Source organism: Lachnoanaerobaculum gingivalis (assembly GCF_003862475.1).
GTDB classification, from domain to species: domain Bacteria; phylum Bacillota; class Clostridia; order Lachnospirales; family Lachnospiraceae; genus Lachnoanaerobaculum; species Lachnoanaerobaculum gingivalis.
In genome coordinates this window covers 1-18,606 of record NZ_RRCO01000008.1, presented here as the reverse complement: position 1 = coordinate 18,606, position 18,606 = coordinate 1, and the positions used below count along the sequence as shown (strand labels likewise).

The following is an 18,606-nucleotide window of genomic DNA, read 5'->3' as shown; positions in this document are numbered from 1 at the left end:
ATCTTATGCAAAAAACTTATACAAATTCATATTTGCTCAAGAGATTTTTACCATATTACGGTAAGTATTATCCTACACTGATACTTGATCTTATATGTGCAGGTTTTTCAACCATGTGTGATTTGGTGTTGCCGATAATACTTAGGTATTTGACAAATACTGCAAGACAGGATTTAAGCCTACTGACAGTAAAACTTATACTGACACTGGGAGTAATATTTGTTTTACTCAGAGTGGTGGATACCATAGCAAACTACTACATGCAAAACATAGGTCATGTAATGGGGGCACAGATAGAAACGGATATGAGATATGATATTTTCTCTCATATACAGCAACTCCCTTATTCCTACTATAATACAAATAAATCAGGTCAGATATTATCAAGAATTACTACAGACCTGTTTGATGTTACAGAGTTTGCACATCACTGTCCTGAAGAGTTTTTTATAGCAGTTGTAAAACTTGTAGTTTCATTTGTAATACTGATAAATATAAATATAACTCTTACACTTACCATATTTATTATGATACCGATAATGGTGTTCTTTATGTCTTCCACCAATAACCATATGAGAAAGGCACAAAAGGAACAAAGAAATCATGTTGGCGAGATTAATTCAGGTATTGAAAATAATATTCTGGGTGCAAAGGTTGTAAAATCATTTGCAAATGAAGAGTTGGAAGTAAAGAAGTTCCATAAAGAAAATTTGAGATTTTTGGATATTAAAAAAGAGTTCTACAAGCATATGTCAAATTTTCAGGTGGTATATAGGATATTTGACGGCATTATGTATCTGACAGTTATAGTACTGGGAAGCTACTATATGAAGGTCGGGAAAATAAATGCGGGAGATATGTTTCTTTATACACTGTATATAAATATGCTTTTAAATACAGTAAAGAAAATAGTTGACTATATGGAGCAGTTCCAAAGGGGAATGACAGGCATTGAAAGATTCATTGAGATAATGGATGTAAAGAACGATATAGTCGATAAGGAAAATGCTAAGGTGCTAACGGATGTATCCGGAGATATAGAATTTGAGAATGTAAGTTTCGCATATCCCGACAGTGATGCAAAGGTACTTGATGATATAAGCTTTTCAATAAATAAAGGTGAAAATATTGCGATTGTAGGTTCTTCAGGTGTAGGTAAAACAACTATATCTAATCTTATACCTAGATTTTATGAGGTTACTGAAGGCGCAATACTTATAGACGGCACAGATATAAGAGATATTAAGCAAAAATCTTTGAGAGATAATATAGGAATAGTGCAACAGGAAGTTTATTTGTTCTCAGGAACTATATATGAAAATATAGTTTACGGAAAAAAAGATGCAAGTTTTGAGAATGTGAAAAAAGCCGCCGAGATGGCGGGTGCCTATGACTTTATTATGGAACTTCCGGATAAGTTTGATACATATATAGGAGAGCGTGGTACAAAGCTTTCAGGTGGACAAAAGCAGAGAATAAGTATAGCAAGAGTATTTCTAAAAAATCCGCCGATACTTATACTTGATGAGGCGACTTCAGCACTTGATAATAATTCTGAAGCTATAGTGCAGCAGTCACTTGAAATACTAAGTAAGGGCAGAACTACAATCACAATAGCACATAGACTTTCAACTATAAGAAATGCAAGCAAGATTTTGGTGCTTACAGAAAACGGTATAGAAGAGTCAGGCACACATGAAGAGCTGATGAATAAAGAGGGAATATATTTTAATCTGTATAATAAGAATATTGATGAACTAAAGGAATAAATATTATGGAAAGTATTTTTGATTTGATAGATAAAAAAGAGCTGGTAGACATATTTTCAAAAGCAGTGGACATACCGAGTACAAATCCGAAAGGAAATGAAAAACCGATGTGTGAGTATGTGGAAAGTCTGCTAAAACAAAACGGTATTGAGTATTTTAGTGTACCGGTGGAAGAGGGTAGATATGATATCATAGCAAAGCTTAGCGGAAAAACAAATAAGGATGCTATTGTTTTCACCGGTCATATGGATGTGGTTCCGGTATCTGATGATGAGATAAAAAGATGGAATACACCGCCGTTTAAATCAACTATAAAAGACGGAAAATTATATGGCAGAGGAAGTGCCGATATGAAAAGCGGACTTATAAGTGCTATATATTCTATGATACTTTTGAAGAGAAATAATATTATTCCTGAAAGGGATATAATAATTGCGGCTACCATAGATGAAGAAAACTTTATGAAAGGATCAAAGGCATTATATCAAAATAAGGTGTTCGATAATGCAAAATATCTTATTGTATGTGAGCCTACGGATATGAAGATATGTAATCGTCAAAAGGGTAGAACATGGGCTGATGTATGTGTACATGGTATGACTGCTCACGGTTCACAAAAGGGTGTGGGTGAAAATGCCATATATCTTGCGATAAAGCTTATAGAAAAGATAAAGAACACTGAATTTAAAGAGTATCCTGATACCTTCTGGAGAACATTAGCTATAAACGCAGGTGTGGAGCCGCAGGTAGTGCCTGACAGATGTGTGTTTACAGTGGATGCCAGACTACAGGTTGGACATAAGCCTGAGCATATATGGGAAAAGTTGGATGAACTTATAGATGAAATAAAAGCTGAAAATTCTCATTTTGATGCTACATATGAGATAGCCGATATGAGAACATCATGGGATACATCAAGGGAAGATAGACTTATAAAGACTATAGAAGCCACACTAAAAAAACTCGGTATAGATCCGGAGTTTGATACTTTTACAGGCTCTACAGATGCAAGTATGCTTATAAAAAATGAACTTATACCTGTAATTATAGGACCGGGAGATTTATCGGTGGTACATAGGGAAAATGAATATGTAAAGCTCTCACAGCTCTTTGATTCATGTAAGCTGTATATTGACATAATGTATACTATGTAATAAGCGCTTCATTTCCCACTATTATTGTAAGAATGCCGAAAAAATGTTATTATAAGCATTATTATTCAAGGTTTAATGATAGGAAGAAAAGATGATTGTTGATCAAAGTAAAATTAGAAATTTTTGTATTATTGCACATATAGATCATGGCAAGTCTACACTTGCAGACAGAATTATAGAAAAGACAGGACTCTTGACCAGCAGGGAGATGCAGTCTCAGGTTCTTGACAATATGGACCTCGAGAGAGAAAGAGGAATTACCATAAAGAGTCAGGCGGTAAGAACTGTTTACAAGGCAAATGACGGGAATGAATATATATTCAATCTTATAGATACACCGGGACATGTAGATTTTAACTATGAGGTTTCAAGATCTTTGGCTGCCTGTGACGGTGCCATACTTGTAGTAGATGCGGCACAGGGTATAGAGGCACAGACTCTTGCCAATGTTTATATGGCACTTGATCATGACCTGGAAGTATTTCCTGTTATAAATAAGGTGGATTTGCCAAGCGCCGATCCTGATTTGGTTGCAAGCGAAATAGAAGATGTTATAGGAATAGAGGCACATGATGCACCTAGAATTTCAGCCAAGGTAGGACTGAATATAGAGGATGTTTTGGAAGCAATAGTTGCAAAAGTTCCGGCACCTGAGGGAGATCCTAAAGCACCTTTGCAGGCACTGATATTTGACTCAATATATGATTCATATAAGGGAGTAATAGTATTTGTCAGAATCAAAGAGGGCAGTGTAAAAAAAGGTGATCCTATAAGAATGATGGCAACAGGTGCCGTGGAAGAAGTCGTTGATGTAGGGTATTTCGGTGCAGGCCAGTTTATCCCATGTGACGAGCTTTCTGCAGGTATGGTAGGCTATATTACAGCAAGTATAAAGAATGTAAAGGATACCAGAGTCGGTGATACTATTACATTAAACAATAATCCTTGTGAAAAGGCATTGCCCGGATATAAGAAGGTAACATCTATGGTTTATTGCGGACTTTATCCGGCAGACGGTGCAAAGTACAATGACCTTAGAGAGGCACTTGAAAAGTTGCAGTTAAACGATGCTTCGCTTTTCTTTGAGCCGGAGACTTCACTTGCACTTGGCTTCGGATTTAGATGCGGTTTCCTTGGACTTTTACATTTGGAAGTAATACAGGAAAGACTTGAGAGAGAATATAATCTTGATCTTGTTACTACTGCACCCGGTGTTGTATATAAGGTATTTAAAACTAACGGAGAGGTTATAGAGCTTACCAACCCTTCAAATCTGCCAGATCCTTCAGAGATAGAGCATATGGAGGAGCCGATAGTTTCTGCCGAGATAATGCTTACAAAGGAATTTGTAGGATCGATTATGAACCTTTGTCAGGAGAGAAGAGGTATTTATCTTGGTATGGAATATATTGAGGAAAATCGTGCGATTTTAAAATATGATTTACCTTTAAATGAAATAATCTATGATTTCTTCGATGCACTAAAGTCAAGATCCAGAGGTTATGCTTCACTGGATTATGATTTAAAGGGCTATGTACCATCAAAGCTTGTTAAGCTGGATATTTTGATAAACAAGGAAGAAGTGGATGCCCTGTCATTTATAGTGCATGCGGATTCTGCTTATGAAAGAGGCAGAAAGATGTGTGAGAAGCTTAAAGAGGAGATACCTAGACATCTGTTTGAGATTCCTATACAGGCGGCAGTCGGTTCAAAGGTAATAGCAAGAGAGACTGTTAAAGCCATGAGAAAAGATGTTTTGGCAAAGTGTTACGGAGGAGATATCTCAAGAAAGAGAAAGCTTTTGGAGAAGCAAAAAGAGGGAAAGAAGAGGATGAGACAGATCGGAAATGTTGAAATCCCTCAAAAGGCGTTTATGAGTGTACTTAAATTGGATGAGGATTGATAAAGTATGTCAATGAAAAAGTTGGAATTATATGTGCATATACCATTTTGCGAAGAAAAATGTAGGTATTGTGATTTCTTATCCTTTAGAGCTGATGACAGTGAAAAGAAAGCCTATGTCAATCAGCTTATAGAGGAGATAAAAGCGCAGGGACAAAATTACGGTGAATATCTTGTGAGTTCAATTTTTATCGGTGGAGGTACTCCGACTACACTTAGCGGAATCTGGATACTCGATATTATGAATGCTATTCGAGAGAACTTTATAGTCGAAACCGATGCGGAAGTTTCTATTGAGTGTAATCCGGGGACATTATCAAAGAGCAAGATAATGCATATCAAAAAGGCCGGAATTAACAGGATAAGCTTCGGTTTGCAAAGCAGTATTGAGGAGGAGCTTAAAGAACTTGGAAGAATACATACTTATAAAGATTTCTTACAAAGCTATCAGCTTGCAAGAGAGTATGGGTTTACAAATATAAATGTAGATCTTATGAGCGGTTTGCCGAATCAGACAATTGACAGCTATAAGACTACATTAAAAAGAGTATGTGCGCTAAAGCCTGAGCATATAAGCGCATATTCACTTATAATAGAGCCTGACACTCCATTCTTTGACAAGTATGGAAGTGAGGAAGGAAGTTTACTGCTGCCGGATGAAAATATTGACAGAGAGATGTATGCTCTTACAAAGAACATTTTAAGAGAACATGGATATGAAAGATACGAAATAAGCAATTATGCAAAGCTGGGAAGAGAGTGCAGACATAATATAGGCTATTGGACAGGAGTTTCTTATCTTGGTCTTGGAGTAGGAGCTTCAGGATATGTGATGAACAGACGTTTCCATGTGGAATCAGATTACAGAAAATATATGAGTGTAAAGATGCAGCAAGATATTACACCGCTCTACCGTGATTTGGAGGAACTTGACATCAAGGCAAATATGGAGGAATTTATGTTCCTCGGCCTACGACTTACAAGAGGTGTATCCAGACATGAGTTCAACGAGAGATTCGGTGTGGATATGTTTGAGGTATTTGACAGACAGATAAAGAGAAATATGATGTTAAAGCTTATGGAATATAATTCACCAAACTTAAGACTAACCGAAAAGGGACTTGATCTCAGCAATATGGTAATGTCCGACTTTTTACTGGATTAAAATACTAAGAGGAAGTATGTTATATTTTATAAATGATTATAGCGAGGGTGCGACACCTGAGATTTTAGACAAATTAAGGGAAAGTAATTTAACCAAGCAAGCAGGTTATGGAAGTGATGAGTTCTGTATTTTGGCAAAAGAAAAGATAAAAGAAGCTATAAAGACTGATGCTGAAATTTTCTTTGTAAGCGGTGGTACACAGGCAAACAAAATAGTTATCGGAAGTATTTTAAAAAACTATGAGGGTGTAATTGCGGCAGATACCGGACATATATCGGTACATGAAGCGGGAGCTATAGAAAATACCGGACATAAGGTATTCGGATTGAGGTCAAAGGACGGTAAGCTTGCGGCAGATGATATAAAGAAATTTTGCAGAGATTTTTATGTAGATGTAAATCATGAGCATATGGTATATCCCGGAATGGTCTATATTTCCCAGCCTACTGAGTATGGAACTTTGTATTCAAAGAAGGAAATAGAAGAGATAAAATCGGTTTGTAATGAATATAATATTCCTCTTTTTATAGACGGAGCAAGACTTGCATATGCAATTGGAAGCAGTGAATGTGATATCGGTTTGGAAGATATTGCGAAGTTATGTGATGTATTTTATATAGGCGGTACTAAATGCGGTGCACTGATAGGCGAAGCGATAGTATTTACAAATAAAGAGCTCAGTAAACATTTCTTTACAAATATGAAGCTCTTTGGAGCAGTATTGGCGAAGGGAAGACTTCTCGGAATACAGTTTGATACATTGTTCAGCAATGATTTGTACAAAAAACTTGGGAAAAAAGGTGTAGATACCGCTATTAAGATAAAGAAGGCTTTGATTGAGAAGGGATATGAACTCTATATAGACTCACCTACCAATCAACAGTTTATTGTGGTGGACGATGCTACAAGGGAGAGACTTTCAAAAGATATAGGATTCGGATTTATGGAGACTCTTCAAAACGGAAAGCATGTTATAAGATTTTGCACAAGCTGGGCAACAGAGAATGAGGATGTGGAGAGGCTGATAGCTGTATTGTAAATTAAATAGGCTTTATTTTACAATCCAACAGATTACAAGGAGGCGTATGAAGGAAGAAAAGAAAATATTTGTCACGAAGGCTACATTGCCTCCTAAGGAGGAATTCCTTGAGTATGTAGATAAGATATGGGAGAGTGCCTGGCTCACCAATATGGGTGATGTACACAATAAGCTTGAAGATACTTTAAGTAAATTCATGGATGATATGGATATAGTCCTTACAGTAAACGGACATCTGGCATTGGAACTTGCGTTACAGTCTCTAAAGATAGAAGGTGAAGTTATTACAACTCCATTTACCTTTGCCTCTACAACTCATGCCATAGTAAGAAACGGGCTAAAGCCTGTTTTTTGTGATATAAAAGAAGATGATTTTACAATAGATCCTGAAAAAATAGAAAAGATTATAACAAAAGATACCAAAGCTATAATGCCTGTGCATGTATATGGCAATGTATGTGATGTGGAAGCTATTGAAAGCATTGCAAAAAAGCATGGATTATACGTAGTCTATGATGCGGCACATACATTCGGTGAGAGATATAAAGGAAAGAGCGTGGCGGATTTTGGAGATATGAGTATATTCAGCTTCCACGCAACAAAGGTATTTAACACCATAGAAGGCGGTGCTATAGCTCTAAGAGATAAGGACAGAAGAAAGTCTTTGGATTTTTTGAAAAACTTCGGTATTGCGGATAAGGAAAATGTTCCGTATGTGGGCAGTAATGCAAAGATGAATGAGTTTGCTGCAGCAATGGGACTTTGCAATATGAAGCATCTTCCCGAGTACATAGAAAAAAGAAAGAGGATCTGTGAGCTTTATATAGAGCGACTATCAGATATAAAGTCGATAAGACTTAATAAATATAATGATGATACAACATACAATTACGCATACTTTCCGATAGTGGTGGAAAAGGGCAGCAGAGATGAACTATATGACAAATTGGCAAAGGAAAATATTTTTGCAAGAAAGTATTTTTATCCATGTACAAATGCCTATGAATGTTATAGTGAAAACTTTGATCCAAACGAAACACCTATTGCCCTCGATATTTCAAAAAAGGTTTTGACTTTACCGATATATCCTGATTTGGAAGAGGCTGATGTAGAGAGGATATGCAGTGTCATACGGAGAGAGCTATGAAAGCAAGAAACTTAAAGGTTTTGGAAGAAAACGGCTTTCAGGTTCCTAAGTTTAAAATAGTCTATCCGGGAGAAGGAATCGATTTTTCATACTTTGATTCGGAACTTTTTGCCGTTCGCTCAAATGATGCACATGAGGATGGCAAAAAGTTTTCCTATGCGGGACAATTTTTAACTGTTTTAAATGTTTCAAAATCAGAAGTGGATAAAGCTATAAAATCAGTGGTAGACAGTTATAAAAACAGATACTACGAAGAAAAGCTTGGTATACATTCAGAAAACAAAATATCAAGTGTAATAATTCAGGAAATGGTGGCTTCCGAATATTCAGGTGTTTTATTTACTGCCAATCCTAAAGGCATCTTAAATGAGATGGTGATAGTGGTAGGAAAAGGACTTGGAAGTAGTATAGTAGAGGATAAAGCAGAAACAATTACTTATCATCACTACAGAGACGGATCTACATATAAAGAGGGAAATGCCTTGAACTTTCCTGAGAACCTTGTAAAAGAACTTGAAAAAATCGGGGAAAGAATTGAAAAGCTTTTTGGAAAGCCGATGGATATAGAGTTTGCCGTCAAGGATGAAAAAGTATATATTCTACAGGCAAGGGAAATTACGAGTCTTGATTTCACAAAGAATATTCGCATTTTAGATAACAGCAATATTGCAGAAAGTTACCCCGGAGTGAGCTCTAAGCTTACAAGAAGCTTTGCCGGGGAGGTATATACAAGGATATTTACAAGACTTATAGGAAGAGTAATCGGAAAATCAGCTAACCGGTATGAGGACTTGTTTACACATATGGTCAGTGACTTTGGTGGAAGGATGTACTATGAAATCAGCAGTTGGTACGATATTTTAAGATTATTACCTTTCTCTTCAAAGATTATTCCTATTTGGCAGAAAATGCTTGGTGTAGAGGATGAAAAAATCTACTTTTCTAAAAAAAGACCGAGCTTATTTATAAAAACAAAGCTTTTCTTTTCAACTCTTTATCTGTTTGTAATCTCACAAAAAAAGATGGTGGAATTGTCTGTATTTTTCCAAAAAGAATTCCAATGCTATAATGTAAAAGTCGAAAATGAAGACGATCCAAAGAAGCTGTACAATCTTTTTTTAGAAATGGAAGATGTATTCTTTAAAGAATGGGACTGGACCTTGATAAATGATATGGTGTCATTTTTGTCCACGCATTTTGCAGGAAGCAAGGTGAAAAATACATTGGCACTTGAAAGTAAAAAGCCGGTAGATGCATTGAATGAATTGGTGTATACATATTTAAAATTCGGGATGGAATCGGATGAATACAAAGAAAAGAAAACAGATTATATCAAATACTATGGTGACAGAACTATAGGGGAGTTAAAGCTTGAAACAAGGACATTTGCCACAAATCCGGAACTTCTGGATAAAATGGTAGAAGAAAGAGCCGCACTACCGATACAGGATACAAAAGAAAGCCCTGTAAATATAAAGAAATCTCTGGCAAGAAGCTCAACTAATTACCGTGAGATATCAAGAATGAACAGAAGTAGACTCTTTGGACTTATGAGAAAACTTATAGACAAAATAGGTTCAAAGACTGTAGGTGAAGACATTTATTATTTATCTCTTCCACAAATAAGAGATATGATATTTTCAGGTAAAGACTTTACTGAGGACATAAAAGAAGAAAAAAGGCTGATGCTTGTATACAATGAGCTTCCGAATATTAAAAAAATTGAGCTTTTGGGTAATCCGGTTATTGATTTTTCACTTATGGACAGGAGTATTTATGATGAAGAATCCGAGAGAGATTTTCTTGTAGGAAGGGGAGTTTCAAGTGGAAAGCTTAGCGGTGAAGTTATAAAAATCACTGATATGAGAACTGTGTCATTAAAGGATGTTAAGGATAAGATAATAGCTACGTATTCCACAGATCCCGGATGGTTTCTTCTCCTTGATGTGGCAAAGGGGATTCTTGCAGAGAGAGGTTCCTTGCTTTCACATACTGCAATAGTTGCAAGAGAGTTAAAAAAGCCTGCAGTGGTTGGAATTCCCGATTTGATGAGTGAAATAAGAAGTGGTGATATGGTGGAACTGGATGGTGATAAGGGCTATTGTAAGGTAATAAGGGAGAGTAAAATTGAGTGAGATAAATGTAAGCATAGTGAAAAAGAACAACGATAAAGAATTGTTCCTTAGATTTCCCTCAAAAGTCTATGATGATAAACATATAATGCAGGATAAAATCTTTGAAAGAGAGGTTTTGGAAAACACCAATATTTTATGTAAAGGTGTAAAGACAGTACCGCTTATAGCAAAGAATAAAAATGATGAAGTAGTAGCCAGATGCCTACTTTCATTTTATGAGGACGATACAGCTTATATAGGTTTTTTTGAATGTATCAATAATAGTGAAGCGGCAAAAGAATTACTTACAGCAGGTGAAAGTATTGCAAGAGAAGAGGGAAAGAAGAAAATTTTGGGGCCTATAGATCTTTCATTTTGGGCGAGGTACCGCTTTTGTACCTCTGAAGATCTGCCATATATAGGAGAACCTGCAAATAAGGTATATTATAAGGGACTTTGGGAGGAAAACGGTTTTAAAGTATCTGAGGAATATATTTCCAATTTCTTTGATGTTGCTGATGAAAGCTTTGACAGTGAAAAGGCGAGAAAGAGACTTCAGAGTGCAAAAGATGAGGGGTATGTATTTACACATCCGAATGTAGATGATTTTGAAAAATACTTAAGGGATATATATCCTGTTCTAATTGAAGGGTATAAAGACTTTTGCGGCTTTAAGATGATATCTGAGGAGGACTTTGTAAAGCTCTATTCACAACTGAAAATGGTAATAGATCCGGAGACGGTTTTTCTTGCGTACAAGGATGGAGATTTAAAGGGCTTTTTAATATGCCTGCCTGATTACGGAAATTTACTTTGTAAAGCAAGAACACCTGAACTCTTACTCAGTGTGATGAATGTGAAGTCTCATGCAAAAAGATATGTACTTTTGTATATGGGAATTAAAAGAGACTGTCTTGGACTTGGATCAGCACTTTCACAACAGGTGGTGGACAGTCTGAAAGAAAAAAAGGCGAGCGGAATATCTGCACTTATTCACAGCGGTAAAGCGAGCGGAGGATATTTTAAGGATAAGATAAAAGAGCAAAGAAAGTATGTGATGCTTGAAAAAATGCTTTAGAATTTGAGGATATGTATGAAGAATAAAACATTTTTAAAAAGTATATATTGTGCCATAGAGGGGCTTATATTTGCTCTAAAGACAGAAAAAAATTATAAATATTATATTGTGATAAATATTATATTTTTTATTTTGGATTTTTTTGTATTTAAAATAGATAAGTCCGGTTGGCTGGCGTTTGTTATTACATCTGCGGCTGTTTATGGCATGGAATGTGTAAACACTTCCATAGAACATATTTCAGACTTTATTTCAGAGGATGTCCATCCTGAGATAAAAGCAATTAAGGATATGGGAGCGGCTGGAGTACTCTGTTTCGGTATCGCATTCTTTGCCGTACAAATTATAGAGCTTCTAAATTATATAGGAGTGGCATTATGATAATATCACTATATACAAGTATGCTTCCAGTAATTATAGGCGGAGTTTTCAATATGCTCTTTGTAAAGATAAAGGCATTATCCTTTTTAAAGGTTCCGGTAGACGGAGGCAAGAGTTTAAACGGCAAAAGAATTTTTGGTGACAGTAAGACGCTTCTTGGATTTATAGGAATGATGCTTGGCACTGCCATTGCAGCCATACTTTGGGGAGCATTTTTAAAGTTTATGGGACTTGAGCATTACAATCTTATTTATAAAAATTATCCTAATACAGCCTGCTTTAATCTTTTATCGGGTGCTGTATTTGGATTTGCATATATGATTTTTGAGTTGCCAAACAGCTTTTTAAAAAGAAGATTTGATATCGATGCAGGTTCAAGAGGAAGGTTTCCTGTAAATGTATTTACATTTGTATATGATCAGATAGATTCAATGATAGGTGTAATGTCGGTGCTTGCAATACTTGCAAGGCTAAGCTTCATGCAATATATTTTGGCTGTTATTCTTGGAGGCATTACCCATGTACTTGTAAATATGATTTTGATTTTATTTAAAGTAAGAAAGTATTTGTAATATGAAAAAGATATTTTTGGGAGTATATCATCCAAGTGTTATACTGACCTATATAGGAGTATTGATATCAATATTCGGGATTTTCTTTGCAGACAGCTTATATCTTGCAACTATCTTGCTGATGCTTGCAGGGCTTTGTGATGCGTTTGACGGAATATTTGCAAGAATGTATAAAAGAACCGAGCTTGAAGAAAACTTAGGAGTGCAGATAGACTCATTTGCGGATCTGATCTCATTTGGATTATTTCCGGCAAAGATATATATAAGTTATTTCAGTAAAAATATCTATATGTCCTTTGTGCTTGTGAGTCTTTATATTTTGGCTGTAATTATCAGACTGGCATATTTTAACTGTAAGGGAAGCGAGGATAAACTGTATTTTACAGGACTTGCGGTAACCTACTCGGCATTTTTTATATCGCTTTATGTGGTTATCTCAAAGTATGCAGAAAGCTTTTTTGTTCTTCCCATAGAGTGTTTATATGTATTTTTGATATTGGCATTTTTATGGAATAAGAAAATAAAAAAGCCGAATCTATATATTAGAGTAGCCTTTCTTGTTCTTGCCATAGTATTTATAGCTTTATTGCTTATGTAGGTGATACTTTGAAAATAATTGATAGAAAAACAGGCAGAATAATAAAAGAAGAGGAAGACTCGTCAAAGATCATAGAGTTTTTATATCACAGTTTTATCGGCAGGATATTTTTAAAGCTTTTCTTTGCAAGGCCATATTTTTCAAAATTGCTGTCGATATATTATAAAAGTCCGGTATCAAAAAAGAAGATAAAAGGATTTGTAAAAAAATACGGCTTGGATGGAGCATTATTAAAAAGAGATTTTAAAAGTTTTGACGACTTTTTTTCAAGAAAAGAAAAGATAAATGTGGACAAAGAGGGTTTTCTTGCAACTGCAAGCGGAAAACTTCGAGTATTTAAAATAGGAGAAGATAAAGAACTCTATCTTGGAAATAAAAAACTTAGTATAATGATAAAGGGCAATGTTTATAACATCGATAAATTGTTGAAAGCACCATTGCCTGACTGGGCAAAAGGTGGATATCTTTTATTATACAGACTGAGTCTTTGCGATTATCACAGGTATATCTATCCGATAGCGGGTAGATGTGAGAAAAGAAAAGAAATTGCCGGAAGGCTTGAGAGTGTAAGAAGAGATGCGGCTTATTGGAGAGCATTTGCAGAGAATAAAAGGGTGCTGGAATATTGGAAGACTGAGAGCGGAGAGATGCTTCATATGGAGATAGGAGCAATGCTTGTCGGACATATTCATAACTATAATAAACTGCTCTTTTACAGAGGTGAGGAAAAGGGGTATTTCTCATACGGAGGTTCAACTATAGTTGAGATTGTCGGTAAGGAAATAGAGATAGATGAAGATATCTTAGAAAACAGTAAAAGAAATTTTGAAACTAAAATCCGAATCGGGGAGAGGATAGGATATGGAAAGATTAAAGAGACTTAGAGTTTATTTTAATGAAATGTTTCCGCTGATTCCAAGATTATGCCTTGGGTACATTGTATTTTTGGAAATATACTTTATTGTACTTCTAAATCACGGAGTAACGGGAAAACAACTGCTTTTATTTGATAAGGTGGAAGGTCAGTCCGATTTGATATCTTATTTAATACAGCATGATGTAAGAGGTGTAATAATCGGAGGATTCACAATATTCAGCTTTTTACTTTGGCTTCGTATTGCAGATGACTTTAAAGATTATGAGTTGGATTGCAGACTTTTTGCAAGCAGACCGCTTCCATCAGGTAGAGTACATAAGGATGATTTGAGGATTTTTGCAACAATACTTATCGGAATAACTGTTTTCATAAATATACTTTTTATGAGGAACTTTATATTCTGTCTGATACTCTATACTTATGGAAGTTTGATGGCGGTATGGTTTTTCCAAAGACATAAGATAGCAAAGTCTCTGCCACTCGCCTTGGTTACACATAATCCGGTGCAGATCATATTGAATATCTATGTTATCTCATATGCGATAATGAAGTATAAGCTGCCGATATTTGATATTACAAATTTGATGGCTGTAATGACACTTTACTTCCCTGCACTTATTTGGGAGATCTCAAGAAAGATTCGTGCACCTAAAGAGGAGACAGAGTATGTGACATATTCGAAGCTTTTCGGATATAAGAAATGCGTTGATTTTGTATTTGTTCTTACCTGGCTTGATATACTTACAAATGTTGTACTTGTATGGAATCTAAATAAGATATCTGTAGTGGCATTGCTTGTAAATACCGTATGGTGTTCTATGAAATTCATTGAATATAAGAAGGATCCTACTAAATACAGAATTGTCAGCAAGGTGGAAAGATACACATATATACAGGAAAGTATGATGATTGCAACTATAGTGATTTATCTGATAGTTGGAAAGATATAGATAAGGAGTAGTGTATGAAATACGATTTTTTAGTGGTTGGAGCAGGGCTTTTCGGAGCAATATTTGCATATGAGGCAAAGAAGCGTGGCAAGAGTGTTTTGGTAATTGATAAGAGAGATCATATAGCCGGAAATATCTATACGGAGAATGTGGACGGGATAAATGTACATAAATACGGAGCGCATATTTTCCATACATCAAACAAAAAGGTTTGGGAGTATATCAATAATTTTGCGGAGTTTAATAATTATATCAATGCACCTGTTGCCATTTATAAGGATGAGCTTTACAATCTTCCTTTCAATATGAATACATTCAGCAAGCTCTGGAATATAAAGACACCCGACGAGGCAAAAGCAATTATAGAAAAACAAAGACAGGAATCAGGTATTACAGATCCTAAGAATCTGGAAGAGCAGGCTATATCTTTGGTGGGCAAGGATGTATATGAAAAGCTTATAAAGGGATATACAGAAAAACAATGGGGAAGAGATGCCAAGGAATTACCGGCATTTATTATAAAGAGATTGCCGCTTAGATTTACATTTGATAATAATTATTTCAATGACAGATATCAGGGTATTCCGATAGGCGGATATACAGGTATAGTTGAAAAGCTTCTTGAGGGTATAGAGGTAAGGACAAATACCGAATACAGAGATTTCATAAACGAAAATCCTGATTTTGAAAAAAAGACTGTCTATACAGGAATGATTGATGAGTTCTTTGACTATAAACTTGGAGTGTTGGAGTATCGAAGAGTGTACTTTGAGGATGAGAGACTTGATACCGAAAACTATCAGGGAAATGCAGTGGTAAATTACACTGAAAGAGATGTGAAATTCACAAGAATAATAGAGCATAAGCATTTTGAGTATGGCAATCAGGATTTTACCATTATTTCAAAAGAGTATCCAAGTGAGTGGCAAAAGGGAGAGGAGCCTTATTATCCTATCAATAATGAAAAGAACAATGCTCTCTATGAAAGCTATGTGGAGCTTTCAAAAAAGAGACCTGAGATAATCTTTGGCGGCAGACTGGGTGCCTATAAGTATTATGATATGGATAAAGTAGTGGAAGCGGCACTTGAGTGCGTGGAGAAGAATTTATAAAATATGAAATATAATCAAAAAACACACCCTTTGTTGCTGGGTATATTTTACGGTATAGCAATATATGGTTTAATAGTTTTGACTATGGTGTATCATATAAGCGATGATACTGCAACTGTATTAATAATTCCTTTTATCCTGTTTGTATTTGTTTTGATATCACAAATGCGAAATATTTCATCTGCTAAAAAAGAGGAAGATGTAGATTATTGTTTAAAAACATATTTTATATATAAATATATAACTATGCCTAGTGGATTAATCTGTGCAGGAATAGTAGGTACTTTTATTGTTGCAATAATAGGAATGTTAATTCGGTGGTTAGAAGGACCACTTATAATTGTTTTGGTTTTTTACTTGGTTATTCTTTTTATAGGGATAATACCATGTGTTTTGATAGTATTTACTGTAATAGAGTTGCCGTGCTTTACATCAATTGCTTTCATCTTAGATATTACGAAAAAAAAATATGGTATGTCTTCTGCAGAAAGAAGAATACATTTTTTATTGCAGATGATACCGGTGTTGGATATTATAGACGGATTGTATATAAGTATAAAGTATTGGAATAGAGGCAGGAGGTTGGCTATTGTGTCTGCCGCTTTTACCTTTAGCGAAATATTGTTAGTATTGTGGATTTATTTGGCAGATATGTTTAAATAAAAAAGTCAGGGAGTATATCAAATACTCTCTGATTTTTTTATTTAGAATGTAATTTCTCATAAAAATCCAACCACATTGGATTTTTTTGCTCTATTACCAATGTAGAAGACTTGATATAGTATTTATATCAAAGGAAAACAAGGGAGGTGAACCGGGTGTGAAAGATACAAATAATATAGGGGGGATGATAAAGCGTTTTATTAAAAACAGAAACAGGACGGCAAAACAGATTGCAGGTGAACTGGGAATAAACAACACGACATTTTCAGCACAGCTTAATAATGATACCGTCAGCGCTGAAACACTTTTTAGATTATCTGTATTGCTGGATATAGATCTGAATTGGATGAAATATGCTCTGGGGTATCATGGTCCGGTAGGCTTGCTTGAAAGAGAGCAGATACCACGAATGCAGGAAGATTTTAGAGAGAATGAACGAAAATTTGTTTTAAAGAGGATAGATGATTTGATAGATGAGAATCCTAACAGTACTGCGGATGTAAGAAGAGAACTTCTAAAAGAGTTTCATGATAATATGTTTTATCTGTTGGATGTACTTGTTCCTGAAGAATTTGAGCTCTTTTTAGTAGTAGAGAGGGGTAAGGCAAAGTACTATGTTGATACAAAAGAAGCGCTGCCAAAGAGGATATCTTATTTTGCAAGTATGCGAAATAAGCCTATTGCATGCTTGAAGGATGGGAATAATGCATTGAATATTGTTATTGAAGAGAGAAAGGATGAGTTATGTATATAATATTTTGTAATATTGCGTATTTGAGATACTATGACGGTCGTATTGCCGGAGAAATAAAGCCGACAACAGGAGGCAGATGGGTTCAGGAAAATGAGGATGCACATGAAAAGTGGAACTTCCTAAATATGGACGGTCGTTGCTATGGCTTTGTCAGAACTATTGGAGATGAATTTCATATAGAGAAATTTGACAAGAAGTATCGCCATTTTGATGAAACGAATAATGTATTGGTTGTTTGGTGTGCTACTCATCCTGAAAGAGGTACTGTGGTTGTCGGATGGTATGAGAATGCAACTGAAAACAGATTTTTGAAAGAAATGCGTTGTACACCTGCAAGCGGTATTGACAGATATTATTGGTTTGAATGTAAGGCGGAGGATGCATATCTTTTACCGGAAGATAAGAGAACCTTTACTGTTGGAAGAGCGGCAAAAGATGGAACAGGAAAGGGATTTGGACAATCCAATGTGTGGTTTGTACAATCAGAATATGCCAAAGAGGCTATCATTCCTAAGTTACTGGAATTCATCAGTTTACATAAAGAAGACAGGATAAATATATTGACAGATGAGTTTTCGGACTCGGGAGATAAAACTCCACTCACAAAAGAAGAGGAAGATTATGCAAAGGGATTAACAGATGATCAAAACATGGAATATCTGCCATTTGCATATAGAATGTATGCAAATGATCCATCTGCCGATAATGCATATGCTATCGCTATATCTCTAAACAACTGTTATCAATACAGCATGGCAATACCTTGGTTTGAAAAAACTGTTGAATTGGACCCTGATGATATAGAGACAAGGGGGAAAATGGCGTATATATATCAGCAACTTGAGATGTATGAGAAATCTACAGAAACAGTCAAAGAATTGCTGGATATATTACCGGATGAAGAAACCGACTTAAGAGATGAGCTTTATTGTATAGTTGCGGATAACTACTATTTTGATAACAAGATTGAAGAGGCAATTATATGGCTGGAACGAATTTTGCAAGAGAGTAAGAATAAAGATTTGATTTCTTATACCACTGATATGATAAAAAAATGGAAAAAGCGTTTGTAATAACTTTGGTTAATTGTTTGATAAAAAAGGGTTAGTGAGGCAAAAGGGGGCTGTCGGGAAATGGCAGTCATAAAATAGGGAGGAGTAACTCAAAATGAGTCGCTCTTCCCTAAATTTTTACATAAAAAAAGATGGCTAACGACAACCATCTTTCTCCGTTACATGTTATAATGTAACTATGCTCACAGTTAATTATTATAACGACTTTTTTGAAATAGGTCAACAGAAAATCAACTTTAGCTTATATGAATTGAGTTT

Annotated in this window: 17 protein-coding genes; all 17 read left to right on the top strand. The window is 35.4% G+C overall.

What is annotated here, in order from left to right:
- The first annotated feature begins 5 nt into the window (after window positions 1-5).
- Window positions 6-1,769, top strand: coding sequence for an ABC transporter ATP-binding protein (locus tag EHV10_RS13875; RefSeq protein WP_128675162.1), 1,764 nt, complete (start codon window positions 6-8; stop codon window positions 1,767-1,769).
- Window positions 1,770-1,774: 5 nt separating this feature from the next.
- Complete coding sequence (locus EHV10_RS13870) at window positions 1,775-2,923, top strand: M20 family metallopeptidase (protein ID WP_128675161.1); 1,149 nt, start codon at window positions 1,775-1,777, stop codon at window positions 2,921-2,923.
- A 91-nt stretch (window positions 2,924-3,014) separates the two neighbouring features.
- Window positions 3,015-4,826 carry a translation elongation factor 4 gene (gene lepA, locus EHV10_RS13865; RefSeq protein WP_128675160.1) on the top strand — a complete coding sequence of 604 codons (1,812 nt, stop codon included), beginning with the start codon at window positions 3,015-3,017 and terminating at the stop codon, window positions 4,824-4,826.
- 6 nt (window positions 4,827-4,832) lie between these two features.
- A complete protein-coding gene (hemW, locus tag EHV10_RS13860; protein WP_128675159.1) occupies window positions 4,833-5,990 on the top strand; it encodes a radical SAM family heme chaperone HemW in 1,158 nt (385 codons plus the stop codon).
- 16 nt (window positions 5,991-6,006) lie between these two features.
- Window positions 6,007-7,029 (top strand): threonine aldolase family protein, encoded by a 1,023-nt coding sequence (locus EHV10_RS13855; protein ID WP_128675158.1) that lies wholly within the window; start codon window positions 6,007-6,009, stop codon window positions 7,027-7,029.
- A gap of 46 nt (window positions 7,030-7,075) precedes the next feature.
- Complete coding sequence (locus EHV10_RS13850) at window positions 7,076-8,176, top strand: DegT/DnrJ/EryC1/StrS family aminotransferase (RefSeq protein ID WP_128675157.1); 1,101 nt, start codon at window positions 7,076-7,078, stop codon at window positions 8,174-8,176.
- A complete protein-coding gene (locus tag EHV10_RS13845) occupies window positions 8,173-10,311 on the top strand; it encodes a PEP/pyruvate-binding domain-containing protein (RefSeq protein WP_128675156.1) in 2,139 nt (712 codons plus the stop codon). The genes EHV10_RS13850 and EHV10_RS13845 overlap by 4 nt, the downstream gene beginning before the upstream one ends.
- Window positions 10,304-11,368: a hypothetical protein gene (locus EHV10_RS13840; RefSeq protein WP_128675155.1), complete on the top strand. Its 1,065-nt coding sequence runs from the start codon at window positions 10,304-10,306 to the stop codon at window positions 11,366-11,368. Before EHV10_RS13845 ends, EHV10_RS13840 begins: the two co-directional genes overlap by 8 nt.
- Window positions 11,369-11,383: 15 nt before the next feature.
- Window positions 11,384-11,749, top strand: coding sequence for a diacylglycerol kinase (locus EHV10_RS13835; protein WP_128675154.1), 366 nt, complete (start codon window positions 11,384-11,386; stop codon window positions 11,747-11,749).
- Complete coding sequence (locus tag EHV10_RS13830) at window positions 11,746-12,321, top strand: CDP-archaeol synthase (protein ID WP_128675153.1); 576 nt, start codon at window positions 11,746-11,748, stop codon at window positions 12,319-12,321. The genes EHV10_RS13835 and EHV10_RS13830 overlap by 4 nt, the downstream gene beginning before the upstream one ends.
- A 1-nt stretch (window position 12,322) precedes the next feature.
- Window positions 12,323-12,919, top strand: coding sequence for a CDP-alcohol phosphatidyltransferase family protein (locus tag EHV10_RS13825; RefSeq protein WP_128675152.1), 597 nt, complete (start codon window positions 12,323-12,325; stop codon window positions 12,917-12,919).
- An 8-nt stretch (window positions 12,920-12,927) separates the two neighbouring features.
- Window positions 12,928-13,803, top strand: a complete 876-nt coding sequence (locus EHV10_RS13820) for a phosphatidylserine decarboxylase (protein WP_128675151.1) — start codon at window positions 12,928-12,930, stop codon at window positions 13,801-13,803.
- Entirely contained in the window at window positions 13,781-14,746 is a 966-nt protein-coding gene (locus EHV10_RS13815; protein ID WP_128675150.1) for a UbiA prenyltransferase family protein, read from the top strand. Before EHV10_RS13820 ends, EHV10_RS13815 begins: the two co-directional genes overlap by 23 nt.
- A gap of 14 nt (window positions 14,747-14,760) precedes the next feature.
- Complete coding sequence (glf, locus tag EHV10_RS13810) at window positions 14,761-15,858, top strand: UDP-galactopyranose mutase (RefSeq protein WP_128675149.1); 1,098 nt, start codon at window positions 14,761-14,763, stop codon at window positions 15,856-15,858.
- 3 nt (window positions 15,859-15,861) lie between these two features.
- Window positions 15,862-16,521 carry a hypothetical protein gene (locus tag EHV10_RS13805; protein ID WP_128675148.1) on the top strand — a complete coding sequence of 220 codons (660 nt, stop codon included), beginning with the start codon at window positions 15,862-15,864 and terminating at the stop codon, window positions 16,519-16,521.
- 157 nt (window positions 16,522-16,678) lie between these two features.
- On the top strand, window positions 16,679-17,275 hold the full coding sequence (locus tag EHV10_RS13800; protein WP_128675147.1) for a helix-turn-helix domain-containing protein: 597 nt from the start codon (window positions 16,679-16,681) through the stop codon (window positions 17,273-17,275).
- The gene (locus EHV10_RS13795; protein WP_128675146.1) at window positions 17,266-18,348 is read left to right on the top strand and encodes a tetratricopeptide repeat protein; all 1,083 of its coding nucleotides are present in this window, start codon (window positions 17,266-17,268) and stop codon (window positions 18,346-18,348) included. Before EHV10_RS13800 ends, EHV10_RS13795 begins: the two co-directional genes overlap by 10 nt.
- Window positions 18,349-18,606: the final 258 nt, after the last annotated feature.